This window comes from Flavobacterium sp. (assembly GCF_024642105.1).
Taxonomy (GTDB): Bacteria; Bacteroidota; Bacteroidia; order Flavobacteriales; family Flavobacteriaceae; genus Flavobacterium.
On record NZ_JAHEBT010000053.1, the window covers coordinates 266,327 to 280,915 of the forward strand.

Annotated in this window: 12 protein-coding genes; 7 read left to right on the forward strand and 5 right to left on the reverse strand. The window is 35.6% G+C overall.

Annotated elements, in window-relative coordinates:
- Positions 1–143 precede the first annotated feature (143 nt).
- Genes Q0L65_RS09505 through Q0L65_RS09515 form a run of 3 tightly spaced genes read right to left on the reverse strand, consistent with a single transcriptional unit; the run spans position 144 to position 5,832 of the window.
- Positions 144–1,910 carry a TonB-dependent receptor gene (locus Q0L65_RS09505; protein WP_296685698.1) on the reverse strand — a complete coding sequence of 589 codons (1,767 nt, stop codon included), beginning with the start codon at positions 1,908–1,910 and terminating at the stop codon, positions 144–146.
- A 45-nt stretch (positions 1,911–1,955) separates the two neighbouring features.
- Positions 1,956–2,819, reverse strand: a complete 864-nt coding sequence (locus Q0L65_RS09510) for a PhzF family phenazine biosynthesis protein (protein ID WP_296685700.1) — start codon at positions 2,817–2,819, stop codon at positions 1,956–1,958.
- A gap of 4 nt (positions 2,820–2,823) precedes the next feature.
- A complete protein-coding gene (locus Q0L65_RS09515) occupies positions 2,824–5,832 on the reverse strand; it encodes a tetratricopeptide repeat protein (RefSeq protein ID WP_296685703.1) in 3,009 nt (1,002 codons plus the stop codon).
- A 168-nt stretch (positions 5,833–6,000) separates the two neighbouring features.
- Here Q0L65_RS09515 and Q0L65_RS09520 point away from each other — a divergent pair, with 168 nt between their 5' ends.
- The 7 genes from Q0L65_RS09520 to meaB all read left to right on the forward strand — a co-directional run bounded on the left by Q0L65_RS09520 (position 6,001) and on the right by meaB (position 13,403).
- Positions 6,001–6,684: an ATP-binding cassette domain-containing protein gene (locus Q0L65_RS09520; protein ID WP_296685706.1), complete on the forward strand. Its 684-nt coding sequence runs from the start codon at positions 6,001–6,003 to the stop codon at positions 6,682–6,684.
- A 5-nt stretch (positions 6,685–6,689) separates the two neighbouring features.
- Positions 6,690–7,475 carry an RNA methyltransferase gene (locus tag Q0L65_RS09525; RefSeq protein ID WP_296685708.1) on the forward strand — a complete coding sequence of 262 codons (786 nt, stop codon included), beginning with the start codon at positions 6,690–6,692 and terminating at the stop codon, positions 7,473–7,475.
- Positions 7,476–7,557: 82 nt separating this feature from the next.
- The gene (locus Q0L65_RS09530) at positions 7,558–9,777 is read left to right on the forward strand and encodes a RelA/SpoT family protein (RefSeq protein ID WP_296685711.1); all 2,220 of its coding nucleotides are present in this window, start codon (positions 7,558–7,560) and stop codon (positions 9,775–9,777) included.
- A 74-nt stretch (positions 9,778–9,851) separates the two neighbouring features.
- Positions 9,852–10,310: a transcriptional repressor gene (locus tag Q0L65_RS09535; RefSeq protein ID WP_296685712.1), complete on the forward strand. Its 459-nt coding sequence runs from the start codon at positions 9,852–9,854 to the stop codon at positions 10,308–10,310.
- A gap of 48 nt (positions 10,311–10,358) precedes the next feature.
- Entirely contained in the window at positions 10,359–11,630 is a 1,272-nt protein-coding gene (locus Q0L65_RS09540) for an adenylosuccinate synthase (RefSeq protein ID WP_296685714.1), read from the forward strand.
- A gap of 53 nt (positions 11,631–11,683) precedes the next feature.
- The gene (nudK, locus tag Q0L65_RS09545; RefSeq protein ID WP_296685716.1) at positions 11,684–12,265 is read left to right on the forward strand and encodes a GDP-mannose pyrophosphatase NudK; all 582 of its coding nucleotides are present in this window, start codon (positions 11,684–11,686) and stop codon (positions 12,263–12,265) included.
- A gap of 49 nt (positions 12,266–12,314) precedes the next feature.
- Positions 12,315–13,403, forward strand: a complete 1,089-nt coding sequence (meaB, locus tag Q0L65_RS09550) for a methylmalonyl Co-A mutase-associated GTPase MeaB (RefSeq protein ID WP_296685720.1) — start codon at positions 12,315–12,317, stop codon at positions 13,401–13,403.
- A gap of 1 nt (position 13,404) precedes the next feature.
- Here meaB and Q0L65_RS09555 read toward each other — a convergent pair whose 3' ends face one another.
- Both Q0L65_RS09555 and Q0L65_RS09560 read right to left on the reverse strand, forming a co-directional pair.
- Positions 13,405–13,632 carry a hypothetical protein gene (locus Q0L65_RS09555; protein ID WP_296685722.1) on the reverse strand — a complete coding sequence of 76 codons (228 nt, stop codon included), beginning with the start codon at positions 13,630–13,632 and terminating at the stop codon, positions 13,405–13,407.
- A 25-nt stretch (positions 13,633–13,657) separates the two neighbouring features.
- A complete protein-coding gene (locus Q0L65_RS09560) occupies positions 13,658–14,566 on the reverse strand; it encodes a prohibitin family protein (protein ID WP_296685725.1) in 909 nt (302 codons plus the stop codon).
- Positions 14,567–14,589 lie beyond the last annotated feature (23 nt).

Below are 14,589 nucleotides of genomic sequence, written 5' to 3' on the forward strand. Positions count from 1 at the left end.
TTTGCATAATGAAATGAAGCAAAAAATGTATCGAGAACCGTTTTTGATGATAAATTTTCTTGTTCTCGATACGATTTTCTAACGAAAATCACTCGAACTGACGAAAATTTACAATCTAAAAACAATTTCATCCAACGTGTTAATTAAAAATCAAATTTATAATTCGCACCCAATACCACTTGAAATCCTTGAACGGGGTAGTTCAACCATTTTTGATACGCCTGATTAGCAATGTTATTGGCTTTCAAAAAGGCAGTCAATCGTTCACTGTGTTTGTACCCCACATGAGCATTCAAATCAATATACGATTTCAAAGTCGTTGGAACATACGTTGGCGGATAAACATAAATCAAATCATTATTGATTTGTAAATCTTTTCGGGAATCCACAAAAAACACATCCGCACCAACGTACCATTTTGTATTTATGGTATAATCTACATTCGCATTCAATTGTATCGCTGGCAAATTCCATGCTTCTGCTTGTGTTTTTGTGTTGTAAACAGACAACGTACCATTGGCACCAAAACTAATTGCTTCGGTAATATCGGCTTTCAATTCACCAAAGAAGCGTACCGTTTTGACATTATCATAGACCACTTGTAGCGAATTTCCATACGCATAGGGTCCGTAGTTGAAATTGGCCGAAAAATCATTGCTTTTGAATAGGGCTTTGTTATTCTCATCTATGAACGAACCTCTAATATTATAGCTTATATTGTCTGCCAATTTACCTTTTAAACCGGCAAAAACATCATACTTTTTATTGGTTGGCGCAATTTGCAAAGTAGGCGACAAAAACGGATTTTCGTCCACAAAATTCAAATAGGAATTTTGGTCTAGTCCACCTTCAGCTCCGGTATAGAAAATCATTAAATCACCCACTATTTTATGAGAGGCTGTAACTTGTGGATACCAAAATAACTTGTTGTTACTGTTTTTAGTATCTAAACTATAGTACAATCCCAAACCTAAATGCATGGTCCAATTGTCTTTTTCCAATTCATAACTTGGAGAAAGTCCGAAATTAGTATATCCATATTCTAGTGGTTCCGTATTCGTTCGGGTGAAATTATGATCGAATTTACCTCCCAAATAATCCACGATAGCATTCAATTGTATGTCTTTGCCAAAAGCAGCAAATTGAAACGACGGTTTGGCATAAAATCGATTTTCAGAAGAACCAAATGCATCTGAAAAATGAGCAAATTTAAAACTTGAAGCCTCCAAAATACTCTCATTAAATTCTATTTTAGAGTCTAATGTAATGGTATTATAAGATTGTTTTGGATTGATTCCTGCCACCAAAATATCATGAGCAGAAGGCAACAATGTATTCATGAATGCTGTTGGCAATCCATACCAATGATAAATCTGATTTTGATAGCCTAAATTAATATTCCAAGACAATTCTTTTGCTTCGGCACCATAGGTTACATCCAAAGAAGTATCGTAAAATGAACTATTCAATTCTGTTCCTTTAATACCGCCTTGAGAAGAAAGATGACGCAACATTCCCGCCACATATTCTTCTGAATTCAAATCTTGAGTGGCAAACAACTCTGCATTCAATGTCCCGAAATTCCCTCCTCCAAAAGTGGCATAACTTTTATAAAAACGACCTAATTCTTCCTTATCAACGTCTTCAGCACCGCCCTTTGAAGGTGTAAAAGTTGAAGCCACTGGGAAAGAAAAGATACTGTACTTCACCGTTTCTTTTGCAGTGGTTCCTTCCTCATTTAAAGCAGGCGTTTCTTTTATTTTAAACGCATCCGAAATAGTTGGCGTATATGATTTTACCACATTTACTTCTTCCGTTCGCATTTTTTCTTGTTTTTTTTGTGCCAAAGCCAATGAACTCCATGCTAAACTAAGCGCAAACACTGTATATTTTAAACTATTTTTTTTCATATTATTTATTATTAAACCAACTGTAAATAGCCGTTTTATTAAAAATTAAACCTCCCATTCCCCTTTTGCAATGAACTGTGTTTTCCCTCCAATTTTAATTTCGAAATGATCTTGACTCCGTTTTCCATCAAAATATATTCTTGAAGGGCGTCCAATATAATCTCCCTGCTGGTTTATTATTTGTAAATCAGATTGATAATATTTCAACAAAAATGCCTGTAAACAAGTGCTCGCACTCCCCGTGGCAGCATCTTCCTTCAATTGATTGTTTTCCAAATACAACATTCTACTGAACAAATTTTCGTCTTCCAAACAAAAAAAGTACAACGCTCTAAAATTGGTTTTACAATTCAAATGCAACCATTCGTTCATTTTGGCTGTATTCAATTCCAAGTTGGCCAAAGCTTCTTTATTTTGAAGCGGGACAATTACAAAGGCACTTCCTGTGCTTACTTCTTGTATTGGAAAACCCGTAGAGAAATCAGCTCTATTTAAATTACTAAACTCTAAAAAACCTTCTGGTTGAAACGTGTCAAAAAACTCCGGTTGGGCCGATTGCAACCACACCAAATCTCCCTCTTGAGAAACCGGAATAGTCCCCACCGGAACGCTAAGGTTTATTTTTTTAGGATTAGCGGAATTAATCCTATTCATAAGTACCCATGAGGTTCCAATAATGGGGTGACCTGCAAATTTCATTTCAAACTCTGGGGTAAATATTCGAATCTCAGCTGTATTTTTTTCAGAATCTAATTGCGTGATAAACGTACTCTCGGCAAAATTAATTTCACTAGCAATAGCCTGCATTTGTTCTGTAGTCAAGTTGTGAGCATTTTCAAAAACAGCCAACTGATTTCCAGCATACTTATTTTCGGCAAAAACATCTACTATGTAAAACGGTAATTTCATAGAATTAATTAGTGATTGACGAATTGGTTTTAGACTCCTCAGCTTTTATCGTTTCCAAATCTTTTTGGGCTTGAGCCACGACCTCAGGAAAATCCGTAAAGTTTTTAATGATAGTTTCCAAAATAAATGTCGCTTGATAACTATCTTTTAAAGCATAAAAATTAGACGCCATTAACAACAATCCTTTGGCTCCAAAATATTTATAATCTGAATAGTTTTTTGCTAATTGTTGCACTACTACATTCGAGTCCTCAAACTTCCCTTCTTTGTTTTTAAAATAAGCATCATAATACAGCGCTTCTGCTCCAAGCTCTCCTTGTGCAGTCATTAATTTCCCGTACCCTGCTTTGGCTTTGGCTTCATCGCCTGTTTCCATAGCAGAACGAGCCACTACAATCTGAGCATCACTTTTAACGTCAGCCTCTGCTTTAGGATTTTCTAACACTTTTTCAGCATACACCACTGCGTTAGCAAAGTCCTTTTTATCGTAATATAATTTCATCAAATTGGCTTGTGCAAACGTTTTATTTTGCAACAAATCCGCTTCAGTTTCAATTCGAGATAAAACTACAATTGCTTTTTCTACTTCTTTTGCTTTCAAGAAAATCTGTCCCAAACGAACCAACGAAGGCTCTGTAAATTCATTTCGCGGCTCCGCAATTACATATTCGTAATTCGCTACTGATTTTTCTTCTGCCCCATTTGAATATTGTGATTGTGCCAAATAAAAGTGAGCTTGTAAAGCGTGAATTCCTTTTGGAAAAGCAGTCAAATACGCTCCAAATCCAGTGATTGCTTGACTAGTGTTACTTTGTTGGTATTGTTTTTCGGCAGACTCATACGTGTCATTATCCAAATCAGCATCTGAAACAGCTACAAAGTCCAACGTTCGAACCCAAGAAGCATATTCATTCACTTTACCATTCTCAACATAAATCAGTCGAGCTGTTGAAACTGCTTCCAAAGCCTCCGAAGATTTAGGAAACTCAGCTACTACTTGCTTGAATTTCACTAACGCTTGCGTATCTTTATCTGCATTATAATACACCAAACCTTGTCGCAAAATGGCTTTAGAAACAAACGAACCATTTTCAAACTCTTTAATCAATTGATCGTAGGTTGTAATGGCTTGTTCGTCTTTGTTTTCAGCCACGTAGGTATTTCCTAATTCAAACAACGCATCGTCACGGTATTCTGATTTTGGATAGTGTTGTAAAAACGATAATAAGTTCTCGATTTTTTTCTCATTTTTACCTACAAAACCATACGAAATGGCTCTTTGATAAAAAGCATAATCAGCGTCGACACTTTTTTGTTCAATCACTTTAGCATACGCCTCCATGGCTGCCCCATACTTCGAAGTCACAAATCGGCAATCCGCTAAACGCAAATAGGCATCATTCATACGCACTTTATCAGTCCCTTTTTCGATTTGTTTTTGAAAATAATTCCCTGCTTGATCGTATTCTTTCATTTTGAAATAGGCATAGCCAATATTATAATTGCAGTTTTTAAATTCAGGCGTATTGATCGCTTCACCAAAACCGATAAACTGTTTGAATGTCAACAACGCATTTTTAAAATCATCCAATACAAATTGTGTTTCTCCTTTCCAAAACATAGCTCTTGCGGTAATCAAAGCATCTTTTTGTTGGCTAACCGCTTTTTCAAATTGTTTCAAAGCGTCTTGATATTCTCCATCTGTAAAAGATTGCAAACCACTATAAAACAACACTTTTTGATAGGCTAACTTGTTTTCTTGGCTTCCATTTTTTTCTAAAATAGTTAACGCTTCTTTATAGTTTTTTGAAGATAGATACGAATCAATTACTAATTTTTCAATTTCCGATTTGCTTGAATTTTGAGGGTACTGCTCCAAAAAAGCCGTTAAAATAGCTGGAACACTTTCATACGAATTCCCTATCTCATAACTTAATTTAGCATAATTCAAACTTGATTCTTCTTTTAAAGAAGCGTCAAAATCCATTTCAGAAGCATTTTTAAAAGCATTCAGCGCTTCTTGTTTTTTGTTCAAATTCAAATAACTCTGACCTAAATGATAATAACCGTTTTGCGCTACAAAATCCTTTCCATCAATAATTTTATTGAACTGCGAAACTGCATTTTGAAATTCTTTTTGTTGGTAATACGCATAACCCAGTTGATAAAAATCAGTATTTGACCATTTCCCATTTTTACCCTCGTATAATTTAAGGTACGGAATTGCTTTGGTGTATTCTTTCAAATTAAAATAACTTTCGCCAATGATTTTATTCAATTCCGATTGTTCAGCAGCTGTCGATTTTGGCATCGCCTGTTCTCCTAAATCAATCGCTTTTTGGAAATTACCCAATTTAAAATTCATGTCCGATTGGTAATACGACATGCGTTCTTTGTATTTTCCTTCGGCTGAAACCGCATCAAAATATTGAGTAGCTTGCTTGTAATCATCTCCTTCATACGCCATAAAACCCAAATAGTATTTGGCTTGAGAACCATAATTTGGAGTATTCAATACCTTATTCAAATAAGTTGACGCTTCTTTTTTGTTTTTAGCAATAAAAAAACTGTATCCTTTTTGGAAATTGTATTTCTCGCTTTCGTTAGCTCCTAAATACATTTCGTCCACCTTTTCATACCAAGACAAGGCTTTTTCATAATTCTCTTGTTGAAAATAAAAATGACCTACTTCAACACACCCTTGATTTCTTTTAGTACTCGTTGGAAAATCCGAAACAAAGCGTTCCATCAAACTCCCTGCATTAGGTTGGCGTTCGCGAATAGCGCACATAGCAGTGTAATACAAACAATCGGATTGTATCTCCTGACTCACCGAATTGGTTTTTACGCGATCCAAAACAAACTTGGCAGAAGCGTATTGCCCTGCATTGTACAACGAAACCGCTGTTTCGAAATCTTTTAAATTAGAATTGTATATAGTTGATTTTTGAGCTGAAACCGACAAAGTTCCCCAAAAAAATAGGGCGAATAAAATCCCAGAAAGTCTACGCATTGTGATTTTTTGTTTAAAATTCAAATGTATCATATTATACGGTGTATAACGAAATGGTTTAAGTATTTATTATGAACAATTGTTTTAACAAAAATTAAAAAAAATTGCGTTTGATAATTGATAATTGCCAATTGATAATTACTTTTACCACATAAACAAATGCAAATTATGTCACAATCCATTTTATCTTTACGAAACGCTACTATATATCAAGAAGGAAAAACCATTTTATCTGACGTAAACCTTGAAGTAAATCAAGGCGAATTCATTTATGTAATTGGAAAAACAGGCTCAGGTAAAAGTAGTTTGTTAAAGACTTTATATGCTGATTTAGAGCTAAAAGAAGGCGCTGGACATATTGTAGATTTTGATTTAGCTACTTTAAAAGAGGACGATATTCCCTTTTTAAGAAGAAAAATTGGAATTGTTTTCCAAGATTTTAAATTACTTCCAGACCGTACCGTAAAAGACAATATGCTTTTTGTTTTAAAAGCGACAGGTTGGACTGATACTGCTGAAATGCTTCAAAAAATAGACGAAGTATTGGACAAAGTGGGTATGAAAGATTTTGCCAATAAAATGCCACACCAACTATCCGGCGGAGAACAACAACGTGTTGCTATTGCAAGAGCCTTGTTGAATGACCCTGAATTAATTTTAGCCGATGAACCAACAGGTAACTTGGATCCACAAACCAGTGCCGAAGTGTTGGAAGTGCTTCGTAAAATTAATGCAAATGGGAAAACCGTTTTGATGTCAACTCACGATTATGCTTTGTTGGTTAAATTTCCTTCTAAAACATTAAAATGTGAAGACGCTAAAATTTTTGAAGTAGTTCAAAAAACGGCTTAATTCCAATGAAGCAAATTAGCTCCGTACAAAATCCATTTATCAAATCATTGGTGTTATTGCAGGAAAAAGCAAAAGCACGCAAGCAAACAGGCACTTTTTTAATTGAAGGACAACGCGAAATAAGCATTGCGATTAAAGGTGGTTACCAAATCGAAACGGTACTTTTTTTACCTGAAATCTGTACTGAAAAAGAAGCACATCAATTGGATCCCAATGCCGAATTAATAGAAATCAACAAAGAGGTTTTTCAAAAATTAGCCTATCGCGATACTACCGAAGGGATTTTGGCTGTAGCCAAAACCAAATCAACCTTGTTATCTGATTTACAATTATCCGAAAACCCATTAATTTTAGTAGCCGAAGCTCCTGAAAAACCAGGGAACATCGGTGCTTTATTGCGTACCGCTGATGCTGCAAATTTAGACGCCGTGATTATTGCTAACCCCAAAAGTGATTTGTACAATCCTAATATAGTTCGTTCGAGCGTAGGCTGTTTGTTCACCAATCAAATTGCCACTGGAAGCACTGCCGAAATCATCGCTTTTCTGACAGAAAAAAATATCCATTTTTATTGTGCTACCCTACAAAATTCGAATGGATACCATTTAGAAAATTATACTACACCCACTGCGCTCGTGGTTGGAACCGAAGCTACTGGTTTAACCCAAGAATGGCGAGATGCTGCCACACAAAACATTATTATTCCAATGCAAGGCGAAATCGATTCTATGAACGTTTCTGTTGCTGCAGCTATTTTAATTTTTGAAGCCAAAAGACAAAGAGGTTTTTAAATTATCAATCCAAAATATTCTCTTAATTCACTTGTGTAATTAGTCGGTTTTTTCTATTTTTAGAAATTGAACCCCGCCTACCATGACAGAAATAGATATCGAGAAAGAAAACAAGGCCATTGCCCAAGAATACAAGGAGTTACTTCGAATTAGCTACCAAACACTAACCGATAGCGACAAGAAATTGATTCGTAAGGCTTTTGACGTTGCCGTTGATGCACACAAAGATCAAAGAAGAAAATCAGGTGAAGCCTATATTTTTCACCCCATTGCTGTGGCTAAAATTGTAGCATCTGAGATTGGCTTAGGCGCTACTTCTATTGCTGCTGCCTTATTGCACGATGTTGTCGAAGACACACCAATTACTGTTGAGGATATTGAACGTCTTTTCAATCCGAAAGTGGCACAGATGGTAGAAGGATTGACAAAAATTTCGTTGGTTCAAAAAGATTTAAACGCTTCTATTCAAGCAGAGAATTTCCGAAAAATGATTCTAACACTCAACGATGATGTTCGAGTAATTTTAATCAAACTCGCCGACCGTTTGCACAATATGCAAACTATGGAATCTATGCGAGAAGACAAGCAAACCAAAATTGCCTCAGAAACCTTATATATTTACGCCCCTCTCGCTCACCGTTTAGGCTTGTACAACATCAAAACCAAACTAGAAGATTTAGGGTTAAAATACACTGAACCTGCTGTTTATAATGATATTTTAAGCAAAATTAAAGAAACTAAAGAGGAACAAGACGCCTATATCAAAGACATTTCGGATGTTCTAAAAAAATCATTAGACGAAGAAGGGGTTGAATATGTTATTAAAGGGCGTCCAAAATCCATTTACTCTATTCGCAGAAAAATGAAGGCGCAAGGAGTTAGTTTCGACGAAGTCTACGACAAATTCGCTTTGCGAATAGTGTATAAATCAAATCCGCACGACGAGAAATTTTTAGCTTGGAAAATCTATTCCATTGTAACCGACCATTATCGTCCAAGTCCGAGTCGTTTACGTGATTGGATTTCGTCACCAAAGTCAACCGGTTACGAAGCCTTGCATATTACCGTAATGGGACCTAAAGGACGCTGGGTAGAAATTCAAGTTCGAAGCGAACGTATGGACGAAATTGCAGAAAAAGGCTATGCTGCGCATTACAAATATAAAAATGGAGCAACCGAAGAAAGTGGACTAGATGTTTGGCTGAATTTATTGCGAGAGGCCTTAGAAAATGCCGAAACGAATGCAGTAGATTTTGTAGAAGATTTCAAGATGAATTTGTATTCCAAAGAAATCTTTGTGTTTACCCCAAAAGGAGATATCAAATCGCTACCCAAAGGTGCTACTTCTCTTGATTTTGCTTTTGGCATTCACTCTGAAATTGGAATTCGTACCAGAGGAACTCGGGTTAATGGAAAATTAGTCCCTCTTAATTACGAGTTGAAAAGTGGAGATCAAATTGAAGTCATCACTTCTCCAAACCAAAAACCAACAACACACTGGCTTGATTTTGTAACCACAGCAAGAGCTAAAACTAAAATAAAAAACGTTCTTAATGAGGATATCAAAAAAATTGGCGAAGAAGGAAAAGAACTGTTAACTCGTAAATTAAAACATTTAAAAATAACTTTAAACGAGAAAACCGTTAACGAATTAGTCAACTTTTTTAAACTAAAAACAAGTTTAGATTTATTTTACCGCGTTGGTATTGGAGCAATTGAAAACCAACAACTCAAAGACTATGCTGCCCAAAAGAGCAATACGTTTATTAGTTTCTTCAAAAATAAAATCAAGCGAAATAACGCTACTCCAGACGAAGAAATCAACAAACCTATTGTCAACAGCAATTACGACATGCTCGTTTTTGGAAAAGAACACGACAAATTAGATTATAAGTTCTCTCCTTGCTGTAGTCCAATTCCAGGGGATGATGTATTTGGCTTTGTTACAGTAAACGAAGGAATTAAAATTCACAAAAGCGATTGCCCTAATGCCATTGGATTACAATCCAATTATGCGTACCGAATTATGGCTGCCAAATGGATTGATTCTACTCAAGAAGAATTCAAAGCCATTATCAAAATTACCGGTATGGATTCTTTAGGATTGACTAATCAATTGACTAAAGTGATTTCGAATAATATGCATGTGAATATTCAAAGTATTTCATTGAGTACAGATGCAGGGATTTTTCACGGACAAGTCACTGTGGTGGTGCAAAACAACACCATTTTGAAAAAGTTAATCAACAATATCCGTAAAATTGAAGGTATCGAAAAAGTGAGTCGAGAATATTCTTCCTAATTGATTTTTCAACAAAAGGCAAACTTATCAACTGAACTTTAGAGATTAAACAAAAAAAATTATCTTTGCAGGATATGACACTCATTTCCACAGACAATAATAAAAATCAAGAGATTGTAAAGAACGTTTTTACATTGTATCTTGAAAAGAAAGGACATCGCAAAACTCCAGAGCGTTATGCTATCCTTCAGGAAATTTACGAAAGTGAAGAACATTTTGATATAGAAAACCTGTATATCAAAATGAAAAATAAAAACTACCGTGTCAGCAGGGCAACTTTGTACAATACTATCGAATTACTTTTGGATTGTGCTTTAGTTCGCAAACATCAATTTGGGCAAAATCAAGCCCATTACGAAAAATCCTATTTTGACAAACAACACGATCACATCATCATGACTGATACTGGAGAAGTGATTGAATTTTGTGATCCAAGAATTCAAACCATAAAAAAAACCATCGAGGAAATTTTTGATATTGAAATCACCAATCACTCTCTGTATTTATACGGAAATAAAAAAACAACTAATTAGAATTAGCAGTAGTGCTACCAAATATAAACAACACAAATAACACACAGAATGACCATAGATTTACTATTAGGACTACAATGGGGAGATGAGGGAAAAGGAAAAATTGTTGATGTATTAACTTCTAACTACGACATTATTGCTCGTTTTCAAGGAGGACCCAATGCAGGACATACTTTAGAATTTGACGGAATTAAGCACGTTCTTAGAACTATTCCTTCTGGAATTTTCCACAAAACTGCAGTGAACATCATTGGAAACGGAGTAGTAATTGACCCAGTAGTTTTTCAAAAAGAAATTGAAGGTTTAGAGAAATTCAATATTGATATCAAAAGCAAATTGATTATTTCTAGAAAAGCGCATTTAATCTTACCAACACACCGTTTGTTAGACGCAGCTTCAGAAACTGCAAAAGGGAAAGCAAAAATTGGTTCGACTTTAAAAGGTATTGGACCAACGTATATGGACAAAACCGGTAGAAACGGTATTCGTGTAGGAGACATTGAATTAGCTGATTTCAAAGATCGTTACCGTGCTTTGGCTGACAAACACGAAGAAATGATTAAATTCTACGATGTAGCGATTCAATACAACTTAGCCGAAATGGAAAAAGAGTTCTTTGAAGCTATTGAAGAATTGAAAAAATTAGACTTCATCGATAGTGAAGAATATTTACACCAAGCGCAAAAAGCAGGAAAATCAATTTTATGCGAAGGAGCTCAAGGTTCATTATTAGATGTTGATTTTGGAACCTATCCATTTGTAACTTCATCTAATACTACAGCAGCAGGAGCTTGTACAGGTTTAGGAATTGCGCCAAACAAAATCAAAGAAGTATACGGAATTTTTAAAGCATACGTAACTCGTGTAGGAAGCGGCCCTTTCCCAACCGAACTTTTTGACGAAGATGGTGCTACAATGGCTAAAATCGGAAATGAATTTGGTTCAGTAACCGGAAGACAAAGACGTTGTGGATGGTTAGACTTAGTCGCTTTAAAATATGCGATTCAAGTCAACGGAGTTACGCAATTAATGATGATGAAAGGCGACGTACTTTCTGGATTTAAAACTCTTAAAGTATGTACTGAGTACAACTACAAAGGACAAAAAATTAGTCATTTCCCTTACAACATTGAAGAAGAAAACGTAACGCCTATCTACAAAGAATTCAAAGGATGGGAAGCCGATTTAACAGGTATGACTACTTACGATGAATTACCAAAAGAATTGAAAGAGTACATCGAGTTCATTGAAAAAGAAGTAGAAGTGCCAATTAAAATTGTTTCAGTTGGACCAGATAGAAAACAAACTATCTTAAAATAATTAACTAAAAAACGCTCTGAAAATTCAGGGCGTTTTTTTGTAAACACACAATTATGCACAATCCCAAAATCAACATCATAAAAACAGAAGTACTTTCCAAACAGAAGTTTATTCTGAAAAAAATCACTTATGATTATACAAAAGAAGATACAACAGTCGAACAACAAACTCGTGAAATATATTACCGCGGAAATGGCGCCGTTATTCTATTATACAACATTACCCACAAAACAATTATTTTAACTCGCCAATTTCGTTTACCCACCTATCTAAACGGAAATACATCGGGAATGCTAATAGAAGCTTGTGCGGGAATGCTAGACGAAGACAATCCTATTGATTGTATAAGAAGAGAAACAGAGGAAGAAACAGGTTACCGACTATCATCAGTAAAAAAAGTGTTTCAATCGTATATGTCTCCTGGTGCTGTTACTGAAATATTACACTTTTTTATTGGTGAATACCAATCCGAAATGAAAGTTTCGGAAGGTGGCGGACTTGCAGAAGAACACGAGAATATCGAAGTTCTTGAATACCCATTTAATGAAGCCTACCAAATGATAACTTCGGGCGAAATAACTGATGCCAAAACCATTATGTTATTGCAATATGCTAAAATAAATCTGCCTTTGTAAAGTAGACGCAAGTATATTTTAGTATTTTTACTCTTCAAATCCTTTTGACTTGACTTCTAAGAAAGCACATTCTTCGGCATTACAAGAAAAAGCTGGTATTTCGCAACCCGAAAGTATCAGTAGTCAGTCTGTAGAACATATCCAACACTCTCGAAAAGTACAGCCCTCAGCCGAGGAACTCGTTGAAGGAATTCTATCTGGGAACATAACCGCTTTAAGTCGTGCTATTACCTTGGTTGAAAGTACCAATCCGATTCATTTGGCAAAAGCCAATACCATCATCAATAGTTGTTTGCCTCATGCGAATCAATCGGTACGAATTGGTATCACAGGAGTTCCAGGTGTGGGAAAAAGTACGTTCATTGAAGCCTTTGGAAAACACTTAACAAGCCTTGGAAAGAAAGTAGCCGTTTTAGCCGTAGATCCAAGTAGCACGATAAGTCATGGGAGTATTTTGGGAGACAAAACCCGAATGGAAGAGTTAGTCAAAGATCCCAATGCGTTTATTCGTCCATCAGCCTCTGGAGAAACATTAGGAGGAGTAGCTCGAAAAACTCGTGAAACAATCACGCTTTGCGAAGCGGCTGGATTTGATACTATTATCATTGAAACGGTTGGTGTAGGACAAAGCGAAACAGCGGTTCATAGCATGGTCGATTTCTTTTTACTCTTAAAAATAGCTGGAGCTGGAGATGAACTTCAAGGTATTAAAAGAGGTATTATGGAAATGGCAGATGCAATTGTTATCAACAAAGCTGATGGAGACAATATCAAAAAAGCGCAATTTGCCAAAGTTGAATTCAATCGTGCATTGCATTTATTCCCAGCCAAAAAATCAGGATGGACTCCTAAAACAGCTACTTGTAGCGCTCTTACTTCCGAAGGTATTCCTGAAGTTTGGAACACCATAACTGAATTTCTAAACGTAACTCAATCCAATTACTATTTCTTTGAAAAGCGCAAAGAACAAAACCAATTTTGGATGTTAGAGACCATTAACGACCAACTAAAATCGAATTTTTATAGCGATTTTGAAATTCAACAATTGCTTGAATCCACAAAAAAAGCGGTGCAAAATGATGAAATTTCACCCTTTGCAGCCGCCACTTTATTGTTAGAAAAGTATTTTACTAAATAGATTATTCTTCGTATCGACCAATTTCTCGATCATAAAATTCATTGGCAGCTACAATCAAAGCTTCCATTTCTGCATTCAACTCCGCTTCATCTAAGTCTTCGGCTTCTTCCATAAATTCCACCTCATCGTCTTTCAAATTAATGATGAAACGAGGGTAATCTAAATGAATGATAAAAATATCATCTGGAAAATCGGTATTGTCGCCTAATAAAAATTTTGGTAATTCCATTGTATGTGTTTAAACGTTAATCTAATTATTTATCCGAAAGAATTACAGGTGCATTGCCTTTACCGTTCATAAAAATGATTTTGGTATTTGGCGAAGACGCTAATTCTTTTTGTGCTTTAATTTGTTCGTATTGCAATTGTTTGTCTGACAATCCTGTTGAAATAATTCGTTGGTAATCCGCAATACCTTGCGCTTCTACTCGTTTACGTTCTGCTTCTTGTTTTTCTTTTTGCAAAACGAACGTCATTTTTTGAGCATCTTGTTCGGCATTAATCTTACTTTCGATAGTAGTTTTTACAGAAGTTGGCAAATTAATATTTCGAATCAACAACTGTTCTAAAACCAACCCTCTGCTTTTGAAATCAGCTTCAATGGTTTTGAAAATACGTTGTTGAAATTCATTTCGTTTGGTAGAATACAAGGCCACCGCATCATAATAAACTGCGTTGTCACGAATACGTGTTCTAGTAACTGGTCGAACAATTTTATCCGCATAATTTACTCCAATTTGTTTGAAAATCTTTGGTGCTAATTCAGGAGAAATTCGGTATAAAACCGTCAAATCAATCACTACTTCCAATCCGTCGTTAGATAATACTCGGATGGCATCGTCACCTTCTTGAGCGCCCTCCCCATGAATCGCTGACATGGTGTAATTTTGAGTTTGAATATCAAAATCGGTAACATCCAAAAGTGGATTGATAATATGCAGTCCGCTTTCTAAAACATCAGGATCAACATTTCCATATAATGATTTTACACCTACTTTCCCTGCGTCAATTTGTTTGAACATCGACGAAAAAAGCCCCAGAGCAATCACCACGAAACCGAATAATTTAAGAACATTTGAATATTTAGAAAAAGGGGTACTGTTGTTTTTCAATGAAAAACTCAACAATAACAAGATAATTCCAAGAATAATAAATACGATCATTTTTTTTGATTTAGGAAGGTTAA

Excerpts from the sequence above, each read along its gene's own strand:
- Q0L65_RS09505 (WP_296685698.1), bottom strand. The coding sequence starts at position 1,910 with ATGAAAAAAAATAGTTTAAAATATACAGTGTTTGCGCTTAGTTTAGCA.
- Q0L65_RS09510 (WP_296685700.1), bottom strand. The coding sequence starts at position 2,819 with ATGAAATTACCGTTTTACATAGTAGATGTTTTTGCCGAAAATAAGTAT.
- Q0L65_RS09515 (WP_296685703.1), bottom strand. The coding sequence starts at position 5,832 with ATGCGTAGACTTTCTGGGATTTTATTCGCCCTATTTTTTTGGGGAACT.
- Q0L65_RS09520 (WP_296685706.1), top strand. The coding sequence starts at position 6,001 with ATGTCACAATCCATTTTATCTTTACGAAACGCTACTATATATCAAGAA.
- Q0L65_RS09525 (WP_296685708.1), top strand. The coding sequence starts at position 6,690 with ATGAAGCAAATTAGCTCCGTACAAAATCCATTTATCAAATCATTGGTG.
- Q0L65_RS09530 (WP_296685711.1), top strand. The coding sequence starts at position 7,558 with ATGACAGAAATAGATATCGAGAAAGAAAACAAGGCCATTGCCCAAGAA.
- Q0L65_RS09535 (WP_296685712.1), top strand. The coding sequence starts at position 9,852 with ATGACACTCATTTCCACAGACAATAATAAAAATCAAGAGATTGTAAAG.
- Q0L65_RS09540 (WP_296685714.1), top strand. The coding sequence starts at position 10,359 with ATGACCATAGATTTACTATTAGGACTACAATGGGGAGATGAGGGAAAA.
- nudK (WP_296685716.1), top strand. The coding sequence starts at position 11,684 with ATGCACAATCCCAAAATCAACATCATAAAAACAGAAGTACTTTCCAAA.
- Q0L65_RS09555 (WP_296685722.1), bottom strand. The coding sequence starts at position 13,632 with ATGGAATTACCAAAATTTTTATTAGGCGACAATACCGATTTTCCAGAT.
- Q0L65_RS09560 (WP_296685725.1), bottom strand. The coding sequence starts at position 14,566 with ATGATCGTATTTATTATTCTTGGAATTATCTTGTTATTGTTGAGTTTT.